At 46.6% G+C, this 15792-nt stretch carries 16 protein-coding genes and 1 pseudogene; 8 read left to right on the forward strand and 9 right to left on the reverse strand.

The genetic code is table 11. The features are described 5' to 3' along the window. Nucleotides 1-87: 87 nt before the first annotated feature. Nucleotides 88-3288 (reverse strand): leucine--tRNA ligase, encoded by a 3201-nt coding sequence (locus tag SD450_RS05405; RefSeq protein ID WP_318343617.1) that lies wholly within the window; start codon nt 3286-3288, stop codon nt 88-90. Between the two features lie 89 nt (nt 3289-3377). Between SD450_RS05405 and SD450_RS05410 the strand changes: the two genes are divergently transcribed. From SD450_RS05410 to SD450_RS05430, 5 genes are all read left to right on the forward strand, one after another. Continuing rightward, entirely contained in the window at nt 3378-4256 is an 879-nt protein-coding gene (locus SD450_RS05410) for a cell division protein FtsX (RefSeq protein ID WP_318343618.1), read from the forward strand. 76 nt (nt 4257-4332) lie between these two features. Continuing rightward, entirely contained in the window at nt 4333-4596 is a 264-nt protein-coding gene (locus tag SD450_RS05415; RefSeq protein ID WP_318343619.1) for a DUF3098 domain-containing protein, read from the forward strand. A 1-nt stretch (nt 4597) separates the two neighbouring features. Beyond that, entirely contained in the window at nt 4598-5392 is a 795-nt protein-coding gene (locus SD450_RS05420) for an undecaprenyl-diphosphate phosphatase (RefSeq protein WP_318343620.1), read from the forward strand. 35 nt (nt 5393-5427) lie between these two features. Then, on the forward strand, nt 5428-6117 hold the full coding sequence (gene truB / locus SD450_RS05425) for a tRNA pseudouridine(55) synthase TruB (protein ID WP_318343621.1): 690 nt from the start codon (nt 5428-5430) through the stop codon (nt 6115-6117). A 34-nt stretch (nt 6118-6151) separates the two neighbouring features. Further along, complete coding sequence (locus SD450_RS05430; RefSeq protein WP_449757761.1) at nt 6152-6871, forward strand: hypothetical protein; 720 nt, start codon at nt 6152-6154, stop codon at nt 6869-6871. Here the strand turns inward: SD450_RS05430 and SD450_RS05435 are convergent. From SD450_RS05435 to SD450_RS05455, 6 genes and pseudogenes are all read right to left on the reverse strand, one after another. Beyond that, a complete protein-coding gene (locus SD450_RS05435; RefSeq protein ID WP_318343623.1) occupies nt 6854-7474 on the reverse strand; it encodes a thioredoxin family protein in 621 nt (206 codons plus the stop codon). The genes SD450_RS05430 and SD450_RS05435 overlap by 18 nt on opposite strands. 107 nt (nt 7475-7581) lie before the next feature. Continuing rightward, nucleotides 7582-8997 (reverse strand): TolC family protein, encoded by a 1416-nt coding sequence (locus SD450_RS05440; protein WP_318343624.1) that lies wholly within the window; start codon nt 8995-8997, stop codon nt 7582-7584. Next, on the reverse strand, nt 8981-10336 hold the full coding sequence (locus SD450_RS05445) for an HlyD family secretion protein (RefSeq protein WP_318343625.1): 1356 nt from the start codon (nt 10334-10336) through the stop codon (nt 8981-8983). The genes SD450_RS05440 and SD450_RS05445 overlap by 17 nt, the downstream gene beginning before the upstream one ends. Beyond that, nucleotides 10336-11124 carry an ATP-binding cassette domain-containing protein gene (locus tag SD450_RS19525; protein WP_404828228.1) on the reverse strand — a complete coding sequence of 263 codons (789 nt, stop codon included), beginning with the start codon at nt 11122-11124 and terminating at the stop codon, nt 10336-10338. The genes SD450_RS05445 and SD450_RS19525 overlap by 1 nt, the downstream gene beginning before the upstream one ends. A gap of 21 nt (nt 11125-11145) precedes the next feature. Continuing rightward, nucleotides 11146-12009: pseudogene (locus tag SD450_RS19530) on the reverse strand (ABC transporter transmembrane domain-containing protein); the annotation flags it as partial. Next, complete coding sequence (locus tag SD450_RS05455; RefSeq protein ID WP_318343627.1) at nt 12009-12686, reverse strand: TetR/AcrR family transcriptional regulator; 678 nt, start codon at nt 12684-12686, stop codon at nt 12009-12011. The gene SD450_RS05455 and the pseudogene SD450_RS19530, both read right to left, overlap by 1 nt. A 119-nt stretch (nt 12687-12805) precedes the next feature. Between SD450_RS05455 and SD450_RS05460 the strand changes: the two genes are divergently transcribed. From SD450_RS05460 to SD450_RS05470, 3 genes are read left to right on the forward strand one after another with little or no spacing between them, the layout of a single operon-like run. After that, nucleotides 12806-13369 (forward strand): DNA-3-methyladenine glycosylase I, encoded by a 564-nt coding sequence (locus SD450_RS05460; RefSeq protein WP_318343628.1) that lies wholly within the window; start codon nt 12806-12808, stop codon nt 13367-13369. Continuing rightward, nucleotides 13356-13940, forward strand: a complete 585-nt coding sequence (locus SD450_RS05465) for a hypothetical protein (RefSeq protein WP_318343629.1) — start codon at nt 13356-13358, stop codon at nt 13938-13940. Before SD450_RS05460 ends, SD450_RS05465 begins: the two co-directional genes overlap by 14 nt. Nucleotides 13941-13953: 13 nt before the next feature. Next, the gene (locus SD450_RS05470) at nt 13954-14610 is read left to right on the forward strand and encodes a DUF2490 domain-containing protein (RefSeq protein WP_318343630.1); all 657 of its coding nucleotides are present in this window, start codon (nt 13954-13956) and stop codon (nt 14608-14610) included. Here SD450_RS05470 and aat read toward each other — a convergent pair. Together aat and SD450_RS05480 are read right to left on the reverse strand one after the other, a co-directional pair. Then, complete coding sequence (gene aat, locus SD450_RS05475; RefSeq protein ID WP_318343856.1) at nt 14581-15192, reverse strand: leucyl/phenylalanyl-tRNA--protein transferase; 612 nt, start codon at nt 15190-15192, stop codon at nt 14581-14583. The two genes, SD450_RS05470 and aat, sit on opposite strands and share 30 nt — an antisense overlap. 186 nt (nt 15193-15378) lie before the next feature. After that, nucleotides 15379-15756 carry a DUF3127 domain-containing protein gene (locus SD450_RS05480; RefSeq protein WP_318343631.1) on the reverse strand — a complete coding sequence of 126 codons (378 nt, stop codon included), beginning with the start codon at nt 15754-15756 and terminating at the stop codon, nt 15379-15381. Between the last annotated feature and the right edge of the window lie 36 nt (nt 15757-15792).

The following is a 15792-nucleotide window of genomic DNA, read 5'->3' on the forward strand; positions in this document are numbered from 1 at the left end:
ATAAAAATGCACGCCTTTTGGCATGCATTTTTAGATTCTGATGAATATTATGCAATGAAAATTGGCCTCAGCCCATAAATCCAAAATCTATCCTACTATATTCACGATTTTTCCGGGAACCACAATCACCTTTTTGGGAGCTCTCCCCTGCAGTTGTTCCTGGGTCTTTTCATGGGCCAACACAGCTTCTTCAATCGCCTTGCTGTCCATGTCCATTGGGAATTCCAGTTTGAACCGCATTTTGCCATTAAAGGAAATGGGGTATTCCTTGCTACTCTCCACCAAATATTTTTCTTCGAACTTGGGGAAAGGTACCTCGGCAATGGAGCCTGAGTGGCCCAATCGTTCCCAAAGCTCTTCGGCAATGTGCGGCGCATAGGGCGACACCAAGACGGCCAAGGGTTCCAAAATGGCCCTGCTGCTACATTTCTGTGCCGTGAGTTCGTTCACACAGATCATAAAAGTGGACACCGAAGTATTGAAGGAGAAGTTCTCGATATCCTCCTCCACCTTTTTGATGGTCTTGTGCAGGGTTTTTAGGTTGTCGGCAGTGGGTTCCGCTTCGACTCCCTGCCCATCCGGCAGGCGGGCGCTCAGCGACCCGTCCACATAAGGGGCATAGAGCTTCCATAGTTTTTTAAGGAAGGAGAACACACCAGTGATGCCCGCGGTGTTCCAAGGTTTGGATTGCTCCAACGGCCCTAGGAACATTTCGTACAGACGAAGGGAATCTGCCCCATACTCCTCACAAATGGCATCGGGGTTGACGACATTGTATTTGGATTTAGACATTTTTTCGACTTCGCGATGAGTTATGTAGCGATCACCTCCCTTTCCATAGACTTTTTGATTTTCACAAAAAATAGGAGATCTCTGGAATTGCTTGTTTCTTTCATCATTCAAAAAACTCGAAATATCCAATTCGTTTTTCAAATTCACATACTCAACATCTAATCTAAATGGGAAGATGCCATAAATTAATTTTTGACCCTCTTTTAGACTTTGATTGACATGCCTTTTAAATTCCTCTTTCCAGAAAATTGGCAAACCTTCAAAGTCTCCTTCATATCTACCTATTTCATCAAAATGCTGTTTGCCAATAATAAATTGTGGCACAAGAGGAGTTGATGTATTCCCTAAACCCTTAATGTATTCTTGGACATTAAATTGAAGCACATATACAAAAGCACTTTCTCCCGTAATCATCCCCTGGTTGATCAACTTTTGGGCATACTCGGTTTTAGGCACATAGCCCCTATCGAACATAAAGTGCTGCCAGAAACGGGAATACAGCAGGTGGCCCGTGGCATGCTCACTACCTCCAATGTAGAGATCTACATCTTGCCAATAGTCAATGGCTTCCTTAGAGAAAATGGCCTCGTTGTTTCGGGGATCCATATATCGATTAAAGTATTGGGAGCTTCCTGCCCAACCCGGCATGGTGTTCAATTCCAAAGGATATACGTTAACATGATCAATGAGGTCATTGCTAACCACTGCCGCCTTGAGGCGGTCCCAAGCCCAATGGGTGGCGTTGCCCAAGGGCGGTTCGCCAGTTTCGGTGGGAAGGTATTTTTCCACTTCGGGCAATTCCAACGGCAAATGTTCCACATCGATCATCTGTGGCATGCCATCCACATAATACACCGGGAAAGGTTCTCCCCAGTACCGCTGACGGCTGAACACTGCATCCCGAAGGCGGTAATTCACCTTGCCCTTGCCCTGACCTATTTTTTCCAGTTCGGCAATCGCTTTTTTGGTGGCTTCCTTATAGGAAAGTCCATTCAAAAAGTCAGAATTGGCAATGATGGTCGTGGCCTTGTCGGCAAAGGCCTCTTCGGAAATATCCACTCCCTCAAAAATATTTGGGATGGGTATGTTGTAGTGTTTGGCAAAATCATAGTCGCACTGGTCCCCACACGGAACGGCCATCACGGCACCGGTTCCATAGCTGGCCAACACGTAGTCGCCAATCCAAATAGGGATGGGTTCCTTGGTAAATGGATGCTCGGCGTAGGCTCCCGTAAAAACCCCTGAAACGGTTTTCACATCGGCCATACGGTCCCGTTCGGAACGCTTGGCAGTGGCTTCCACATAGGCATCCACGGCAGTTTTTTGTTCCGATGTGGTGATTTTGGCCACCAAATCATGTTCGGGTGCCAAAGTCATAAAACTTACCCCAAAAATGGTGTCGGGGCGAGTAGTGAAGACTTCTATTTCCAGTGATGAGTTCTGAGTGCTGAGTTCTGAGTTCTCAACTCTTAACTTTTCACTCATCACTCTGAACTTTACCGACGCCCCTTCAGAGCGACCGATCCAGTTGGTTTGGGAATCTTTCAAGGGTTGTGGCCAGTCGATGTTGTCCAACCCGTCCAACAAACGCTGGGCATAGGCGGTGATGCGCATGCTCCATTGCGTCATTTTTTTACGGATCACGGGATGTCCCCCGCGCTCTGAAACACCGTTCACAATCTCATCGTTGGCCAACACGGTGCCCAAAGCCGGACACCAGTTCACTTCGGTATCCGCCAAATAGGTCAACCGGTATTTTAAAAGGAGTTCTTGTTTTGTTTTTTCTGAAAAATTGTTCCAATCGGTGGCACTGAAACTTGGCGTGTCATCATCGCAAGCCGCTTCGACATTCGCATTGCCTTCTTTTTCGAACTGTGAAACCAAGGTTTCTATAGCTTCCGCCTTGTCCAATTTTTTATTGTACCACGAATTGAACAATTGGATAAAGATCCATTGTGTCCATTTATAATACGCAGGGCTGGAAGTACGCACCTCTCGGCTCCAATCGAAGGAAAAACCTAATTTGTCAAGCTGTCTTTTATAGCCTTTAATTATATTATCTTGGTAATTCTCCTGATGTATCGATGTTGGTAAACTCTTATCAATTAAAGCAGCCTTTTTTATCGAACCATCGCGATTAACATATTTTGGAAGAACCTTGCCTTCATCATCCAAGCATCCTTCTATATTAATTTCTGTTGTTTCAGCCGGGTGCTGTCCGGTTTGGATGGCATACTGCTCCGCGGGCAACCCGAAGGAATCGTAGCCCATGGGGTGCAGCACGTTGAACCCTTTGTGCCTTTTGTAGCGCGAATAGATATCCGTGGCAATATAGCCCAGTGGGTGCCCCACGTGCAGTCCCGCCCCAGATGGATAGGGAAACATGGACAGTGCATAGAACTTGGGTTTATCGGAGTGGTTGGAAGCCTTAAAGGTTTCATTCTCTGCCCAATACTTCTGCCACTTGGCTTCAATTTTTCGGAAATCGTAATTCATGCTATTCGCTTTCATTTTCGAGTTGCAAAAATAGGTTTAATCCCCTAAATACAATTTACTTTTCTATTTTTACGTATTGATACCACTATATGAGCCAATATATTGAAAGATATCAGCGAAGAAAACTGATCTCCTCCTACTTTTCCGTGGTACTGAGTATAGGACTGGTGTTGTTCCTGCTCGGTGCGCTCGGTCTTTTGGTGCTGAACACCAAGAAGCTGGGCGATCATTTCAAGGAGCAGATCACCATTTCCGTATTCCTGAAGGACAGTGCCAAGCCCGTAGAGATCGATCAATTGCAAAAAAGCCTTGCTCTGGCGGAATACACCAAATCCGCCGAATATATTTCCAAAGAGGATGCCGCCGAACAGTACAGTGAGGATATCGGCGAAAATTTCGTAGAGTTTTTGGGGTACAATCCCCTTAAAAATTCCATTGATGTGCACCTGAAAGCGGATTTTGTGTCCCCGGAACAGATCACCGAGATTGCCGAAGGGATAGCGGAAAAAACCTATGTGGACGAAGTGAGCTATGACAAGCCCCTGATAGAGCTCCTGAACGACAATGCCCGAAAAATTGGACTTTGGATCTTAGTGGCCAGTGCTATTTTCACGGTCATTGCGGTTTTGCTCATCAACAGTTCCATACGCTTGTCCATTTACTCCAAACGATTCATTATCAAAACGATGCAAATGGTCGGGGCGACCAAAAAATTTATCCGAAAACCGTTCATCTGGACCAATATCAAACTGGGCATGATCGGGGCTTTGGTGGCCCTTGTTTCCTTGGGTATTTTGCTGTATTACCTCAACAAAAATTTCCCGGAACTGAACCTCTTGGACGATTATCCCATCCTTATCATCCTATTTGTGGGCGTGTTCGGATTGGGGGTTGCCATCTCTTGGGCCAGCACCCATTTTGCCACCCAACGCTTCCTCAATTTGAGGACGGACGATTTGTACTATTAGACACAAGACTCTGGACCGCTGCGCTTTTAGATATAAGACGACATGAACCTGGGAAAGTTTTGATTAAATTTGTGCCATGAGCAAGAAAAACAACAACAATCAAAAACCCAACAAGGAGTTTGTTTTCCAAAGGAAAAATTACCTCTTTCTCTTTATCGGCATTGCCTTCATTGCCTTGGGTTTTATTTTGATGAGTGGCGGTGGTAGCGACGACCCCAATGTCTTCAATCCAGAGATCTACAATTTTAGAAGGATTCGTTTGGCTCCCACCTTGGTGTTGATCGGCCTCGGCATCCAAGTATATGCCATTTTGTTGAACCCCAATAAAAATAAGGACTGATTTGGAGTTGATAGATGCGATCATCCTTGGTATCATCCAAGGGTTGACAGAATTCCTGCCCGTGTCTTCCAGCGGTCATTTGGAATTGGGAAAAGCCATTTTGGGCGCGAATGCCCTGCCTGAAGAAAGCCTTTTGTTCACCGTGATACTGCACTTTGCCACCGCATTGAGCACCATTGTGGTGTTTCGAAAGGACATTCTCGATATTTTTAAGGGTCTTTTTCAATTCAAATGGAACGAACAGACCCAATTTTCCCTCAAGATCATCATCTCCATGATACCAGCGGCATTGGTCGGCCTCTTTTTAAATGATTTCATCGAAGTATTTTTTGATGGCGCCATCATCATTGTAGGGATCATGCTCATCATCACTGCCATATTGCTCTACTTGGCCGACATGGCCAAGACCACGGACAAAGGGGTGTCTTTCCGGAGTGCCTTTGCCATCGGTATGGCCCAGGCCGTGGCCATCCTCCCCGGTATTTCCCGAAGTGGGGCCACGATTTCCGCGGCCGTGCTATTGGGTGTGGACAAGACCAAATCCGCTCGTTTTTCGTTTTTGATGGTAGTTCCATTGATCTTGGGCAAAGTGGCCAAAGACCTTATGGGTGGCGAGATCAATTTCCATGGGGACCAGGCCGTGGCCATGGGTGCCGGGTTCATCGCTGCTTTCATTGCCGGATTGGCCGCTTGTACGTGGATGATCAAACTGGTACGTCAAAGCAAATTGACCTATTTTGCCATCTATTGTTTCATTGTTGGGCTTATCGCCGTGGCTTGGAGCATTTGGGGATAGATCAGTACCTTTGCCCAAAACCCAAAGCTTAGCTTTTGAATACCAAAGAAGATTTTTTGAACGGTCAGATCCTTCTGATCGACAAGCCCTTGGAATGGAGCTCGTTCCAGGCCGTTAATGCCTTAAAATGGGCCATCCGCAAAAAATTCGGCCTCAAGAAAATAAAGATTGGCCATGCAGGGACCCTGGATCCATTGGCGACGGGCCTGTTGATTATCTGTACCGGAAAGTACACCAAAAAAATTCCTGAGCTCCAAGGTCAGGTGAAGGAATATACCGGCACGTTCACCGTGGGGGCCACTACGCCTTCCTATGACCTGGAAACCGAAGTGGACCAAACCTTCCCCACGGAACACATTACCGAGACGACCATCAAAAAAACCGTCGACCAATTTTTGGGGGAAATAGATCAAGTTCCCCCTGTGTTTTCCGCACTAAAAAAAGATGGCAAACGGCTCTATGAACTGGCGCGGGAAGGGAAAGAGGTGGACATAAAATCCCGAAAAGTGGAAATACTTGAATTTGAAATCACACGAGTCACACTTCCTGAGGTCGATTTCAGGGTGGTTTGCAGCAAAGGGACCTACATCCGATCCCTGGCCCACGATTTTGGCAAGGCCCTGGGTTCAGGGGCCTATCTTTCAGCACTCAGGAGAACCAAAATAGGAGATTTCAACGTAAATAATGCTACCAGTCCTTTGGCTTTCAAAGAAAGCCTGGAGTAAAATATTTTTCGAAAAAAGCGGTTATAGTATGACCATGAACCTGAACAGAAGCCAATTATCGCTCTTGATCACCTTCTTTTCCATGGCCATTGTGATCTTGTTGTTGTTCAACATTCACTTGGGCGGGATGAAAGAGGATGAATATGTCATTGAAATGAGCTTGGCCGATGAGGACATCGAGAAATTGCTCGAAGAGGAGGAGCGAAAACTGGAAGAACTTGCCGCCAACAGCGACCCCATCAAAAGCCACATGGCCCTGAACGAAACGGCAAAACCTACCGTGGGCAGCCCAGAACCCTTGAAAACTTTGGAAGAACTCATTGAAGAAAGAGCCTTGAGCAGTGAGACCGGGGAATATTCCGGGGACGACAACTTTTCAAGCCAGCTGAAGCAACTACGGCAGCAACGGGACGAAAAAAAACAAAAATTGGGCGAACGTGATGCCCAAAAGGAGGAATTCACCAACTATTTGAAGGATAAGCGCACCTCCATTTCCTACTCCTTGGTGGAAAGGAACGCTTACTCTTTGCCACCTCCCATTTATACCTGTATCGAAGGCGGAAAAGTGGTCATCAACATCAATGTGGATTCCAACGGGTATGTCACGGAGGCCAGTTTTAACGATAAAAGTTCCACGACCAGCAATGGTTGCTTGGTGGACAACGCCATCACCTATGCCCTAAAGGCGCGTTTCAGCCCCGATTCCAAAAGTTCGCAGATCGGGACCATTACCTATCTATTCCAGAGCAAGTAGTTGTAGCATATCGCTCAGGATATTCTGGCCTTTGTCCTTGTTGTACCATACCTGGAGTTCCTGTTTGAAGTCATCGGTCAGTTTGCCGTGCGCTGCCTTGAAGGCCTCTACCATTTCCGTGGCGATACTGGGCCTGGGACCCCATTCACCCACAATTTGACCTTTTTTCTTATCCAAAACGATGAGTTTGGGAATGGAACGACTGCCATTGGTCAAAAAAGCATCCATAAGTTCAAGGTTCTCATCCCTGAACACGACCTTTAGATCCACGTTCTTTGCTCCCTCGGCTATTTTGTCCATAATCGGCAAGCTGGCAGCAGCATCCCCACACCAACTCTCCGTCAATACCAAAAAGACCAGTTCTGGATCCAATTTGGAAAGCTGCTCCTTTACATCTTCCGGCAGTTTGAAGGTTTTCTCCCATCGGTGCATGCGGCGGTCGTTGAGTTGGGTAAAATTGATTCGGGCCTCCGATGGGTCCAAACCTGTGGTCTTGCCCTCTTCAGCCAATCGGTGTACTTGTTCCCGATACTCTTGATATTCCTTTCCTTTGGAAAGGGCTTCTTCTACCAATGCCTGCCTGTCTTTTTCGACGACTTCCATAGCTCATCATTTATTTTTTCAAAAATACCATGGCACAATGGCCTATTTGGTGACTTTTGTCATAGGTTGTCGCAGATAATCCAAGAACTTACATCCTTTGGAATTGTTTAGAGTGTTTTGGGGTTGATGGCCAAACTCTTGAACAGCATGGCCTTGGCATGGAAGAATTTGTTCTCCATTTCGTTCTGCTTCAGGTAGGCGTCAATCAATTTACCTTCCCTGGAATTGATCAAAAAGAGGGAACTTTCACCGAAGCTGAACTTCCGTTCTTCGGCGGTCAGCAATGTGGCATAATCTTTTACTATATCTTGGATCAGTTGATTTTGGAGGACATAGGAATCCAGTTCGTTATAGATAGCGGTTACCTTGTTCTGTATTTCCACTTGGGCATTGTCCCTTTCAAATTCGGCATCCCGCAGTTTGAATTTGGCCAATTTCAGGTCGCCCCGCTCCTTGCGAAGGAACAAGGGCAATTGAAAGGTAAGGCCCCCTTTATAGTTTTCGGTCACAAAGGAATTCATCAGTTCGGGGGTTTCCGTGATAAAATTGTATTCCACGTCCAACTTTGGCAGTAATTTGTTGGCTTTTAACCTTTTGTCCACTTCCAATCCTTCAATTTTGTATTCCAAGGACATCATTTTGGGGTGGTTGTTGAGATCGAAACTGTCCAAGGGCACTCCTTGGATCTCCAATGTGGAATCAATGGCGAGGTCCGTCCCCAAGTCAGGTTTCACTCCGGGCTGAAGCTCCACGGGTACATCGTTTATCCACAAAAAGTTGGACAGTTGCAAGGATTCTTTCATCAGTTTCACTTTGGCCTGCTCATAACCGAGTGACCTGTTCCGCACGGCTATCTTCGCCTCAACGGTATCGATCATGGCAATATCACCTGCCAGGGCACTCTCACGTATCCCATTAAACCTGATTTCGGCGTTGTCCAAAAAGTCCTTGTACACCTCGGCATCCCGAAATGCCCTCAACCAATCAAAATAGGCCAGCGATGCCTTGTACAGCACCTCGTTTACCTGAAGGTCTTGTTCGGCCTTGGACTGCTCCCTGAAGAGCTTGGCCTTTCGCAAAGTGGCCATCCGTTCGTTGATCCAAAAACCCTGTGCCAACGACATGGAGACCCCAGCGCTGTACAATCCATCCTCCGGAAGGGTTTCATCGGGGTTGATATAGACCCCTTCGCTCTGCTGAAAATTCCCTTTGAGTTCTATCCCGAACCAGGTAGGAATTTTGAACGTGGTGTTCAATCGGTCCCAATATTCGGTTTCCTTGAACTCCTTGCGCTCATAGTCCACTTCTATCTTGGGGTCGAAGCCTCCCCTTGCTTTCATCAGGTTGGCCTGCCCCATGGGGATGTTCAACTGGGCCTGTTTGGCCACGGGATGGTATTTCTTCACATAGCCCAAATATTCCTTGAACCCTAGCACCAATCCGTCCTGCTGGGCATAAAATTGCCCAGTGACAAGGAAAATGAATGCGCAAAGAAGCGATTGCGTTCTATTTTTTTGTGGCATTCTCAGCTGTGTTTTGGGGTTGATAATAATCCGGAGGAAATCCATTGAGCTGCCTCCATAGTTCGAACCATATGGGAACGTCCTGCAAAAGTGCCAGGGTACTGGCCCCAGAGCCCACCCGTACATCCTTGGGCCAAGGAACGTCATCTGGATCGGGCGCCAACAGCACACGGTATTTTCCGTTTGGGCTGATGAAAGTCTCAATGGCGACTATTTCGCCCCCAAAAGTTCCATAGGATACGTTGGGCCAACCGCTGAAGACAATGGCGGGCCAACCATCAAATTGTATCCGTACTTTTTCGCCGACATGGATCAATGGCAAATCTATGGGGTCCACATAGGTCTCCACTGCCATATCATAATCTGACGGCATTATGCCGACCAATTGCGCTCCTTCCTTAAAGGTCTCCCCGATGCCGGACTGGAGGGCCTTGTTGATGTAGCCACTTTGTGGGGCCCTTATGTACAGCAGGCTGTTCCTGATCTCATAATTGGTGTACTCGTTTTCCAATTTGGTCACTTGTGCCTCGGAATCAAATTGATTGGACTGGGCCGTGTACAGGTCGCTCTGCGCCTTTGAAATTTTGTCGGTGTACTCTGCCTGCACCCTGTTGATTTCCACCTGGGCATTGATCACATCATTCTTACTGGCCAGCAATTTGTTCTCCTGGCCGATGAGTTTGGCCTGGGTCTCTTGGAGTTTCAGTCGTTTTTCTTCCACATCGGTGACCGCCTTCAGCCCTTCTTCCTGCAACTGCACCACACGATCGTATTGGCGTTGTGCAATGGTTATGTTGGTCTTTGCCGCTTCCAGGTCAATGCTGTCGCTGCGGACCTTTAATTTGGATTGGAGCAGTTTGTTTTTGGCCTGTTCCAACTTCAATCCGCGCTCCCTGGTCAATGCATCTATCTGCTGGTCCAAGGCCTTCACTTTTTCTTTGTACGAGGTTACGGCCATGGATTTCGCCTCTATCTGTTTGCCGGTACGCTCCACAAGATCGGGATCGAAATATTCGCTCTTCACCTCGGATATGTGCAGGATGGTGTCTCCTTTTTCCACGTAGTCCCCTTCACGGACATACCATTTTTCAATACGGCCCGGTATGGGCGATTGGATGGTCTGTGGCCTTTGGTCCGGCGTCAGGGTGGTCAAATATCCCCTTCCGGATATGGTCTGCGTCCATGGGAGGAAAAGGATAAAAAAGACAATGATGGAGAATGCTGCCAAAAAGCGGTTAAACTGTTTGTAATGTCTCTTGTGGAACACTTTTTTCCCGGCACAGTACTGGGAAATGTCCACCTTTTCATTCAACTTGCTATGTGAGGAAATATTCAGCATTATCTTAATGTTTCATTGATCAACCGTCCGTTTTCCATGGTAATAATCCTATTGCAGCGATCGGCCCATCTAGGGTTCTCGCTGACCACTATTAGGGCCCATCCGTTGGAAGGATCGGCAAGAAAATCCATGACCTGTCCTGACTCATTTTCCCCAAACAGTTCCAAGGGGTCCTTGAGCAGGAGTAGTTTGGGCCTGGTCACTATACTGCGGGCCAAAACGATCTTTTTGGAGATAAAGTCCGGTATCTTCTTCCCTTCGGGGTAGAGTATGGTCTTCAGTCCTTTTGATTGTTCTTTGACAAATTGGGTCAGCCCCACTTTTTCCAAGGCCCAATAGATGTCGTCCATAGGGATATTCTTGTTCCCAAAGGTGATATTGTCCTGAATGGTTCCTTCAAACGGATATTCTTCGGTAAGGGAATGTCCGAGTTGGGATCGATATTCCCTAAGGTTGATTCCTTGGAGCGACACATTGTTGACATAGATCTTGCCCTGATCGGGTTCCAAGATTCCGGCAATCATTCTGAGCAGGGTGGATTTGCCCGATCCGTTGGAACCTTGTATGAGTATCCTGCTCTGGGGTTCTATGGTGAAGGACACATCGTCAATGATCTTTTTGTCCCTTCCAGGCACTTTATACACCACGTTCTGAAGCTCCACCACAAGTCCCTGTGTACCATCAAAAGGGGTTTCACCTTCTAGGGGTTCCAGTTTCTTATCGACCACCTGTCCCAGTTTTTCCAAGGAAGTGAGCAGGTCGTAGAACACTTCTAGTCCCAAGATCATTTTTTCCACAGAATTGATCACCAAAAGAATGATGATCTCTGCGGCCACAAACTGACCGATGTTCATCTGTTGGTCCAATACGAGAAGTCCGCCTATCAATAAGAGTCCTGCTGTGACCAAGACCTTGAACCCGACCATTTGGACAAATTGGAGCACCAAGATCCGAAAGTGCCCTTCCCTGGCATCGAGATATTCCGCCACGAGGGCATCGTTCTTGTCCATGGCGTGCGAAGTGCGGCCCGAAAGCTTGAAGCTTATGATGGATCGGGCTATTTCCTGGATCCAATGGGCGACTTTGTATTTGCTGTTGGATTCTTCCAAACTTGTCTCCAGTCCCTTTTGCGCCGTAAACTTGAACACGAAATAAATCAACAGGAGCAACAATAGCCCATAGATAATGAAAAAGGGGTGGTAAAAGGACAGGAGCAACAGCCCGAAGATAATCTGCAACAATGCCGATGGAAAGTCGATGAGTATCTTGGACAGTGATTTTTGGACGGTAATGGTATCAAAAAAACGATTGGCGAGTTCCGGCGGATAATAGTCCCGTAGTTCGCTCATCTTTATTTTGGGAAAGCGATAGGTGAACTCAAAGGATGAGCGGGTGAAAATTTTCTGTTGGAGGTTTTCAATGATCCGTATCTGCATCAATTGAAGTGCCCCTACAAAAGCCACTCCCATGGTGACCAGAACGACCAGTACCACCCAGGAAGTACTTACCCTTGCCCCCTGTATCAAATTGATGATGGCCTGTATGCCCAAGGGCAAGGACAAATTGACCAATCCGGCAAAAATGGCGTAATAAAAAACTTGAAAGACATCTTTTTTGTCCAAGGTCAGCAACCCTATCAAGCGTTGCCAAGCAGTAAGAATGTTTTTTGCCATTATGCGTTTTTTAGAATACCGAAAACCAAATCCGTGAAGTATTGAGTGGGGCCCAAGTTTTCATCACAATCCGTGAGCGATGGAAAATGTTCCTTTAAAAAATATTGGTAGAGCGCCCCTTCCAAAACCGTACTTGCCAATGAATTGGGATAGGGATATTCTTTGTCCACTTCCTCCACCATCTTGCCCAATCTGCCCACCAACCTTTTGTAAACAATGAAATAGCCGTCCTTATTTTCTTTTCCTACTTCCTTGACCAATAAGGATTTGGAGTATTCGTCAATGATTATCCTGTTCAACACCACCTCATTGATGTGCGAGACCGAGGAGTCTTCCTGTACATTTTGGGTCAATACCTCAATGGCCTTTTTCAGTTTTTCCCTAGGGTCCGAAATCCCATTCGTGGCAAAGACCATTCTGTATTCCAACCATCCCCAGTACCAAGAGGCCAAGTACAACAATAGCTTGTGTTTGTTTTCAAAATAGCGGTAGATGGAGCTTTCGTTCGATTTGATCCGTACACCAAGTTTTTTGAACGTAAACCGCTCAAAACCCATCTCATCGATCATTGAAATGCTGTGCTCCACAATTTTTTTGCCCAAATCCGACGATTCCGGGTCTTTGATGTAGAGCTCTGAGTTGATTCCCATTTTAAGGGACTGCATCAATACTTCCATCACAAACACATTTTGAAATTATGAATCGCAAAAATAATAGTATTGCTATCATATTATGATACTTTAACTTTCAATTAACTATTCGCGTTTTTCACGTATTTTTGAAGAAATTGGAGAACATGGAAAAACACAGGTGCGGCTGGTGTCTTGGCGACCCCTTGTATGAAGCCTATCACGACACGGAATGGGGAGTTCCCGTTAAGGATGATGATACGATCTTCGAGTTTTTGATCTTGGAAACCTTTCAGGCCGGGCTGAGTTGGATCACCGTATTGAGGAAGCGCGATAATTTCCGAAGGGCCTTTGATCAATTCGATTATAAAAAAATTGCCGCCTACGAACAATCCAAAATCGATGCACTCTTGGAAGATCCGGGCATCATCCGAAATAAATTGAAAGTGAATGCTACCGTCTCCAATGCCATCGCTTTTATGGAGATCCAGAAGGAGTTTGGTAGTTTTAGTGACTATATCTGGGGGTTCGTGAACGGCAGTCCCATCAAAAATAAACTGGAAAATTACAAGCACGCCCCCGCAACCACCGCCATTTCGGATGCCATCAGCAAAGACCTGAAAAAACGAGGCTTCAAGTTTGTGGGCAGCACGGTGATCTACGCCCATATGCAGGCCACTGGCATGGTAAACGATCACGAAATCCACTGTTTTAGATATGATGAAGTATAAGATTGGGCTATTATTGTTGCTCTGTTCCCCTTTTTGGGCACTGTGCCAAGTAAAGCGTGAACAGGAATTCAGGATCGATAGGGAACAATTTCCCGACGCGGCATTTTCGCAAATCGAGGAATATGTGGCCAACGCCAAAAGAATACGGTTCTACCAAGAACTGGACAGCACCAAAAAAAGCTACGAGGCCAAGTTCAAAAAAGGCAGGCTGCACTATAGCGTGGAGTTCAATGAAAAAGGAAAACTGGAAGATGTGGAGTTCATCATCACCGAAAGGGACATCCCCGAAGATTCCTGGAATGCGATCACGGACCATCTCCATGCGGAATATCCCAAATTCCGGATCAGAAAGATCCAGCAACAATATCCGCTGGACGATCGAGATCCAAAAAAAACGTTGCACGATGCCTTCCAAAACCTCATCTTGCCCTACATCAATTACGAGCTTGTCTTTTCCGCCAAAAAGGATAAGGGTTTCCAAACCTATGAGGCACTTTTCAACTCCGAAGGCACTTTGATCAACATCCGCAAATCATCACCCCTTAGTTACGACCATGTCCTATACCCCTAAATGGCTTCTTTTTTTGCTGCTTTTTTTCTCTTTTGGCTACATCCGTGCCCAAGATAACCTGACCGGCTATTGGCAACCTGAATTTGCCATAAATTATGATGTCAACAAGGTCTATTCTCACAACTTTTCCGTGGCCAATAGAAATTACATCATCGAGGATAGTGAGGTTTTGCTGAAAACAAGACAAATCGACCTGGTCCATTTTTCCAATCTTGAGATCAAGGACAACCAAAGTATCGCCCTTGGTGTGCAGTACCGGTTCAGGAACAATTTTGATGGTGGTGACAACGAACTCAGGCTCGTACAGCAGTACAATGTGACCCATAAGCCTTTTTCGGTACGTTTTGGGCATCGGTTCCGTTCGGAGCAACGTATCACCAAACCCTTGACCACACACAGGTTCCGGTATCGTTTTGCCTTGGATTTTCCATTGAAGGGTGAAAAACTGGACTTGGGGGAGCCTTATTTTGTGGGCGGTTTTGAAAACCTGCTCAGTGTTGCCAAAGGCAACTCGCCCCAATACGACACCAGACTGAGCGGACAGGTCGGGTGGCAACTGGACCATGGGCTTAAACTCCAAGTGGGGGTGGAATACCGCATGGAGGAATATACTTCAGGATTGCCCCAAAATGTGGTGTTCTTACTCACCAGTGCCCAATTGTCCCTGTAAAATTTCCATAAACCTATTTCTGGGGATCAATTCGGCGCCTAGGCTTTCCAGATGGTCCGTATGGACTTGGCAATCGATAAGACTGTATTTTTTTCGGGCCAGTTCCTGTGCCATTCGTATAAAGGCATATTTGGAGGCATTGGGCCTCAGACTGAACATGCTCTCCCCGCAGAACACATGACCCAGGTCCACCCCATAGAGCCCCCCCACCAATTGGCCTTCCTCCCACACTTCGTAGGAGCGGGCAATCTTCTTGTGGTGAAGGTCCGTATAGGCCGTCTTCATCTCCGGAGTGATCCAAGTACCGTGCTGTCCCTTGCGTTCCACTTGGGCACAGTGCTCCATCACTTTTTCAAAACAGGTATCTTGGGTGAGCCTGAACTTGTCGGTCCGTAGTTCCTTCCGCATGCTCTTGGATATTTTTATTTTATGCGGAAAAAGCACCATACGGGGGTCCGGGCTCCACCAGAGGATAAGGGCATCGTCATTGAACCAAGGAAAAATTCCGTTCTTGTAGGCCAAAAGGAGTCTTTCGGGAGTAAGGTCGCCGCCCACGGCAAGAAGGCCATCCTCGTTGGCCATCTCCACTGGGGGAAACTCCAATCGTTTGCCTAAAAAATGTAGCGGAAATTTGCTCCCGTCGTTTTCCACAATGCAGTTTTATCCTAAAAATAAGCAATGGGACACAAAACAGAAAGCCCTTCCTGTTTCTCAGGTAGGGCTCTCATGAAAAATCGTCGTTTTCCTAAAGAAAAAATCGTTGGCCTTTTAGAACGGAAGGTCGTCGTGATCCTCCTCATTGAGGTCGTCCGCAGGCTCAAAGGCTTCCATGGGGGGAACCGGGGGCATGTTGCCGCTTCCGGCATCGGGCTGTAGGTTCTCGATACGCCATCCTTGGATGGAGTTGAAATATTTGGTCTCTCCCTGGGGGTTCACCCATTCCCTGCCCCTGAGGTTGATGCTTATCTTAACGGGCTGGCCCACTTTATAGCTGTCCAACAAATCACATTTGTCCTGTACAAACTCCACCAGAATATGCTGGGGATATTGTTCTTCCGTGGTCACTACGACCTCTCTTTTCCTAAAACCATTGTTTCCAAAGGTTTTGGTATCATCGATCATTTTGATTCTTCCCTGAACTTCCATTATGTTAATTTTTGTTGAATTTCAAAAGTACATAAA

The organism is Flagellimonas baculiformis, from assembly GCF_033441575.1.
Classification (GTDB): Bacteria; Bacteroidota; Bacteroidia; order Flavobacteriales; family Flavobacteriaceae; genus Flagellimonas; species Flagellimonas baculiformis.

Excerpts from the sequence above, each read along its gene's own strand:
- SD450_RS05415 (WP_318343619.1), top strand. The coding sequence starts at position 4,333 with ATGAGCAAGAAAAACAACAACAATCAAAAACCCAACAAGGAGTTTGTT.
- SD450_RS05480 (WP_318343631.1), bottom strand. The coding sequence starts at position 15,756 with ATGGAAGTTCAGGGAAGAATCAAAATGATCGATGATACCAAAACCTTT.
- SD450_RS05445 (WP_318343625.1), bottom strand. The coding sequence starts at position 10,336 with ATGCTGAATATTTCCTCACATAGCAAGTTGAATGAAAAGGTGGACATT.
- aat (WP_318343856.1), bottom strand. The coding sequence starts at position 15,192 with ATGGCCAACGAGGATGGCCTTCTTGCCGTGGGCGGCGACCTTACTCCC.
- SD450_RS05435 (WP_318343623.1), bottom strand. The coding sequence starts at position 7,474 with ATGGAAGTCGTCGAAAAAGACAGGCAGGCATTGGTAGAAGAAGCCCTT.
- SD450_RS05455 (WP_318343627.1), bottom strand. The coding sequence starts at position 12,686 with ATGGAAGTATTGATGCAGTCCCTTAAAATGGGAATCAACTCAGAGCTC.
- SD450_RS19525 (WP_404828228.1), bottom strand. The coding sequence starts at position 11,124 with ATGATCTTGGGACTAGAAGTGTTCTACGACCTGCTCACTTCCTTGGAA.
- SD450_RS05430 (WP_449757761.1), top strand. The coding sequence starts at position 6,152 with ATGAACCTGAACAGAAGCCAATTATCGCTCTTGATCACCTTCTTTTCC.
- SD450_RS05460 (WP_318343628.1), top strand. The coding sequence starts at position 12,806 with ATGGAAAAACACAGGTGCGGCTGGTGTCTTGGCGACCCCTTGTATGAA.
- SD450_RS05440 (WP_318343624.1), bottom strand. The coding sequence starts at position 8,997 with ATGCCACAAAAAAATAGAACGCAATCGCTTCTTTGCGCATTCATTTTC.
- SD450_RS05410 (WP_318343618.1), top strand. The coding sequence starts at position 3,378 with ATGAGCCAATATATTGAAAGATATCAGCGAAGAAAACTGATCTCCTCC.
- SD450_RS05405 (WP_318343617.1), bottom strand. The coding sequence starts at position 3,288 with ATGAATTACGATTTCCGAAAAATTGAAGCCAAGTGGCAGAAGTATTGG.
- SD450_RS05465 (WP_318343629.1), top strand. The coding sequence starts at position 13,356 with ATGATGAAGTATAAGATTGGGCTATTATTGTTGCTCTGTTCCCCTTTT.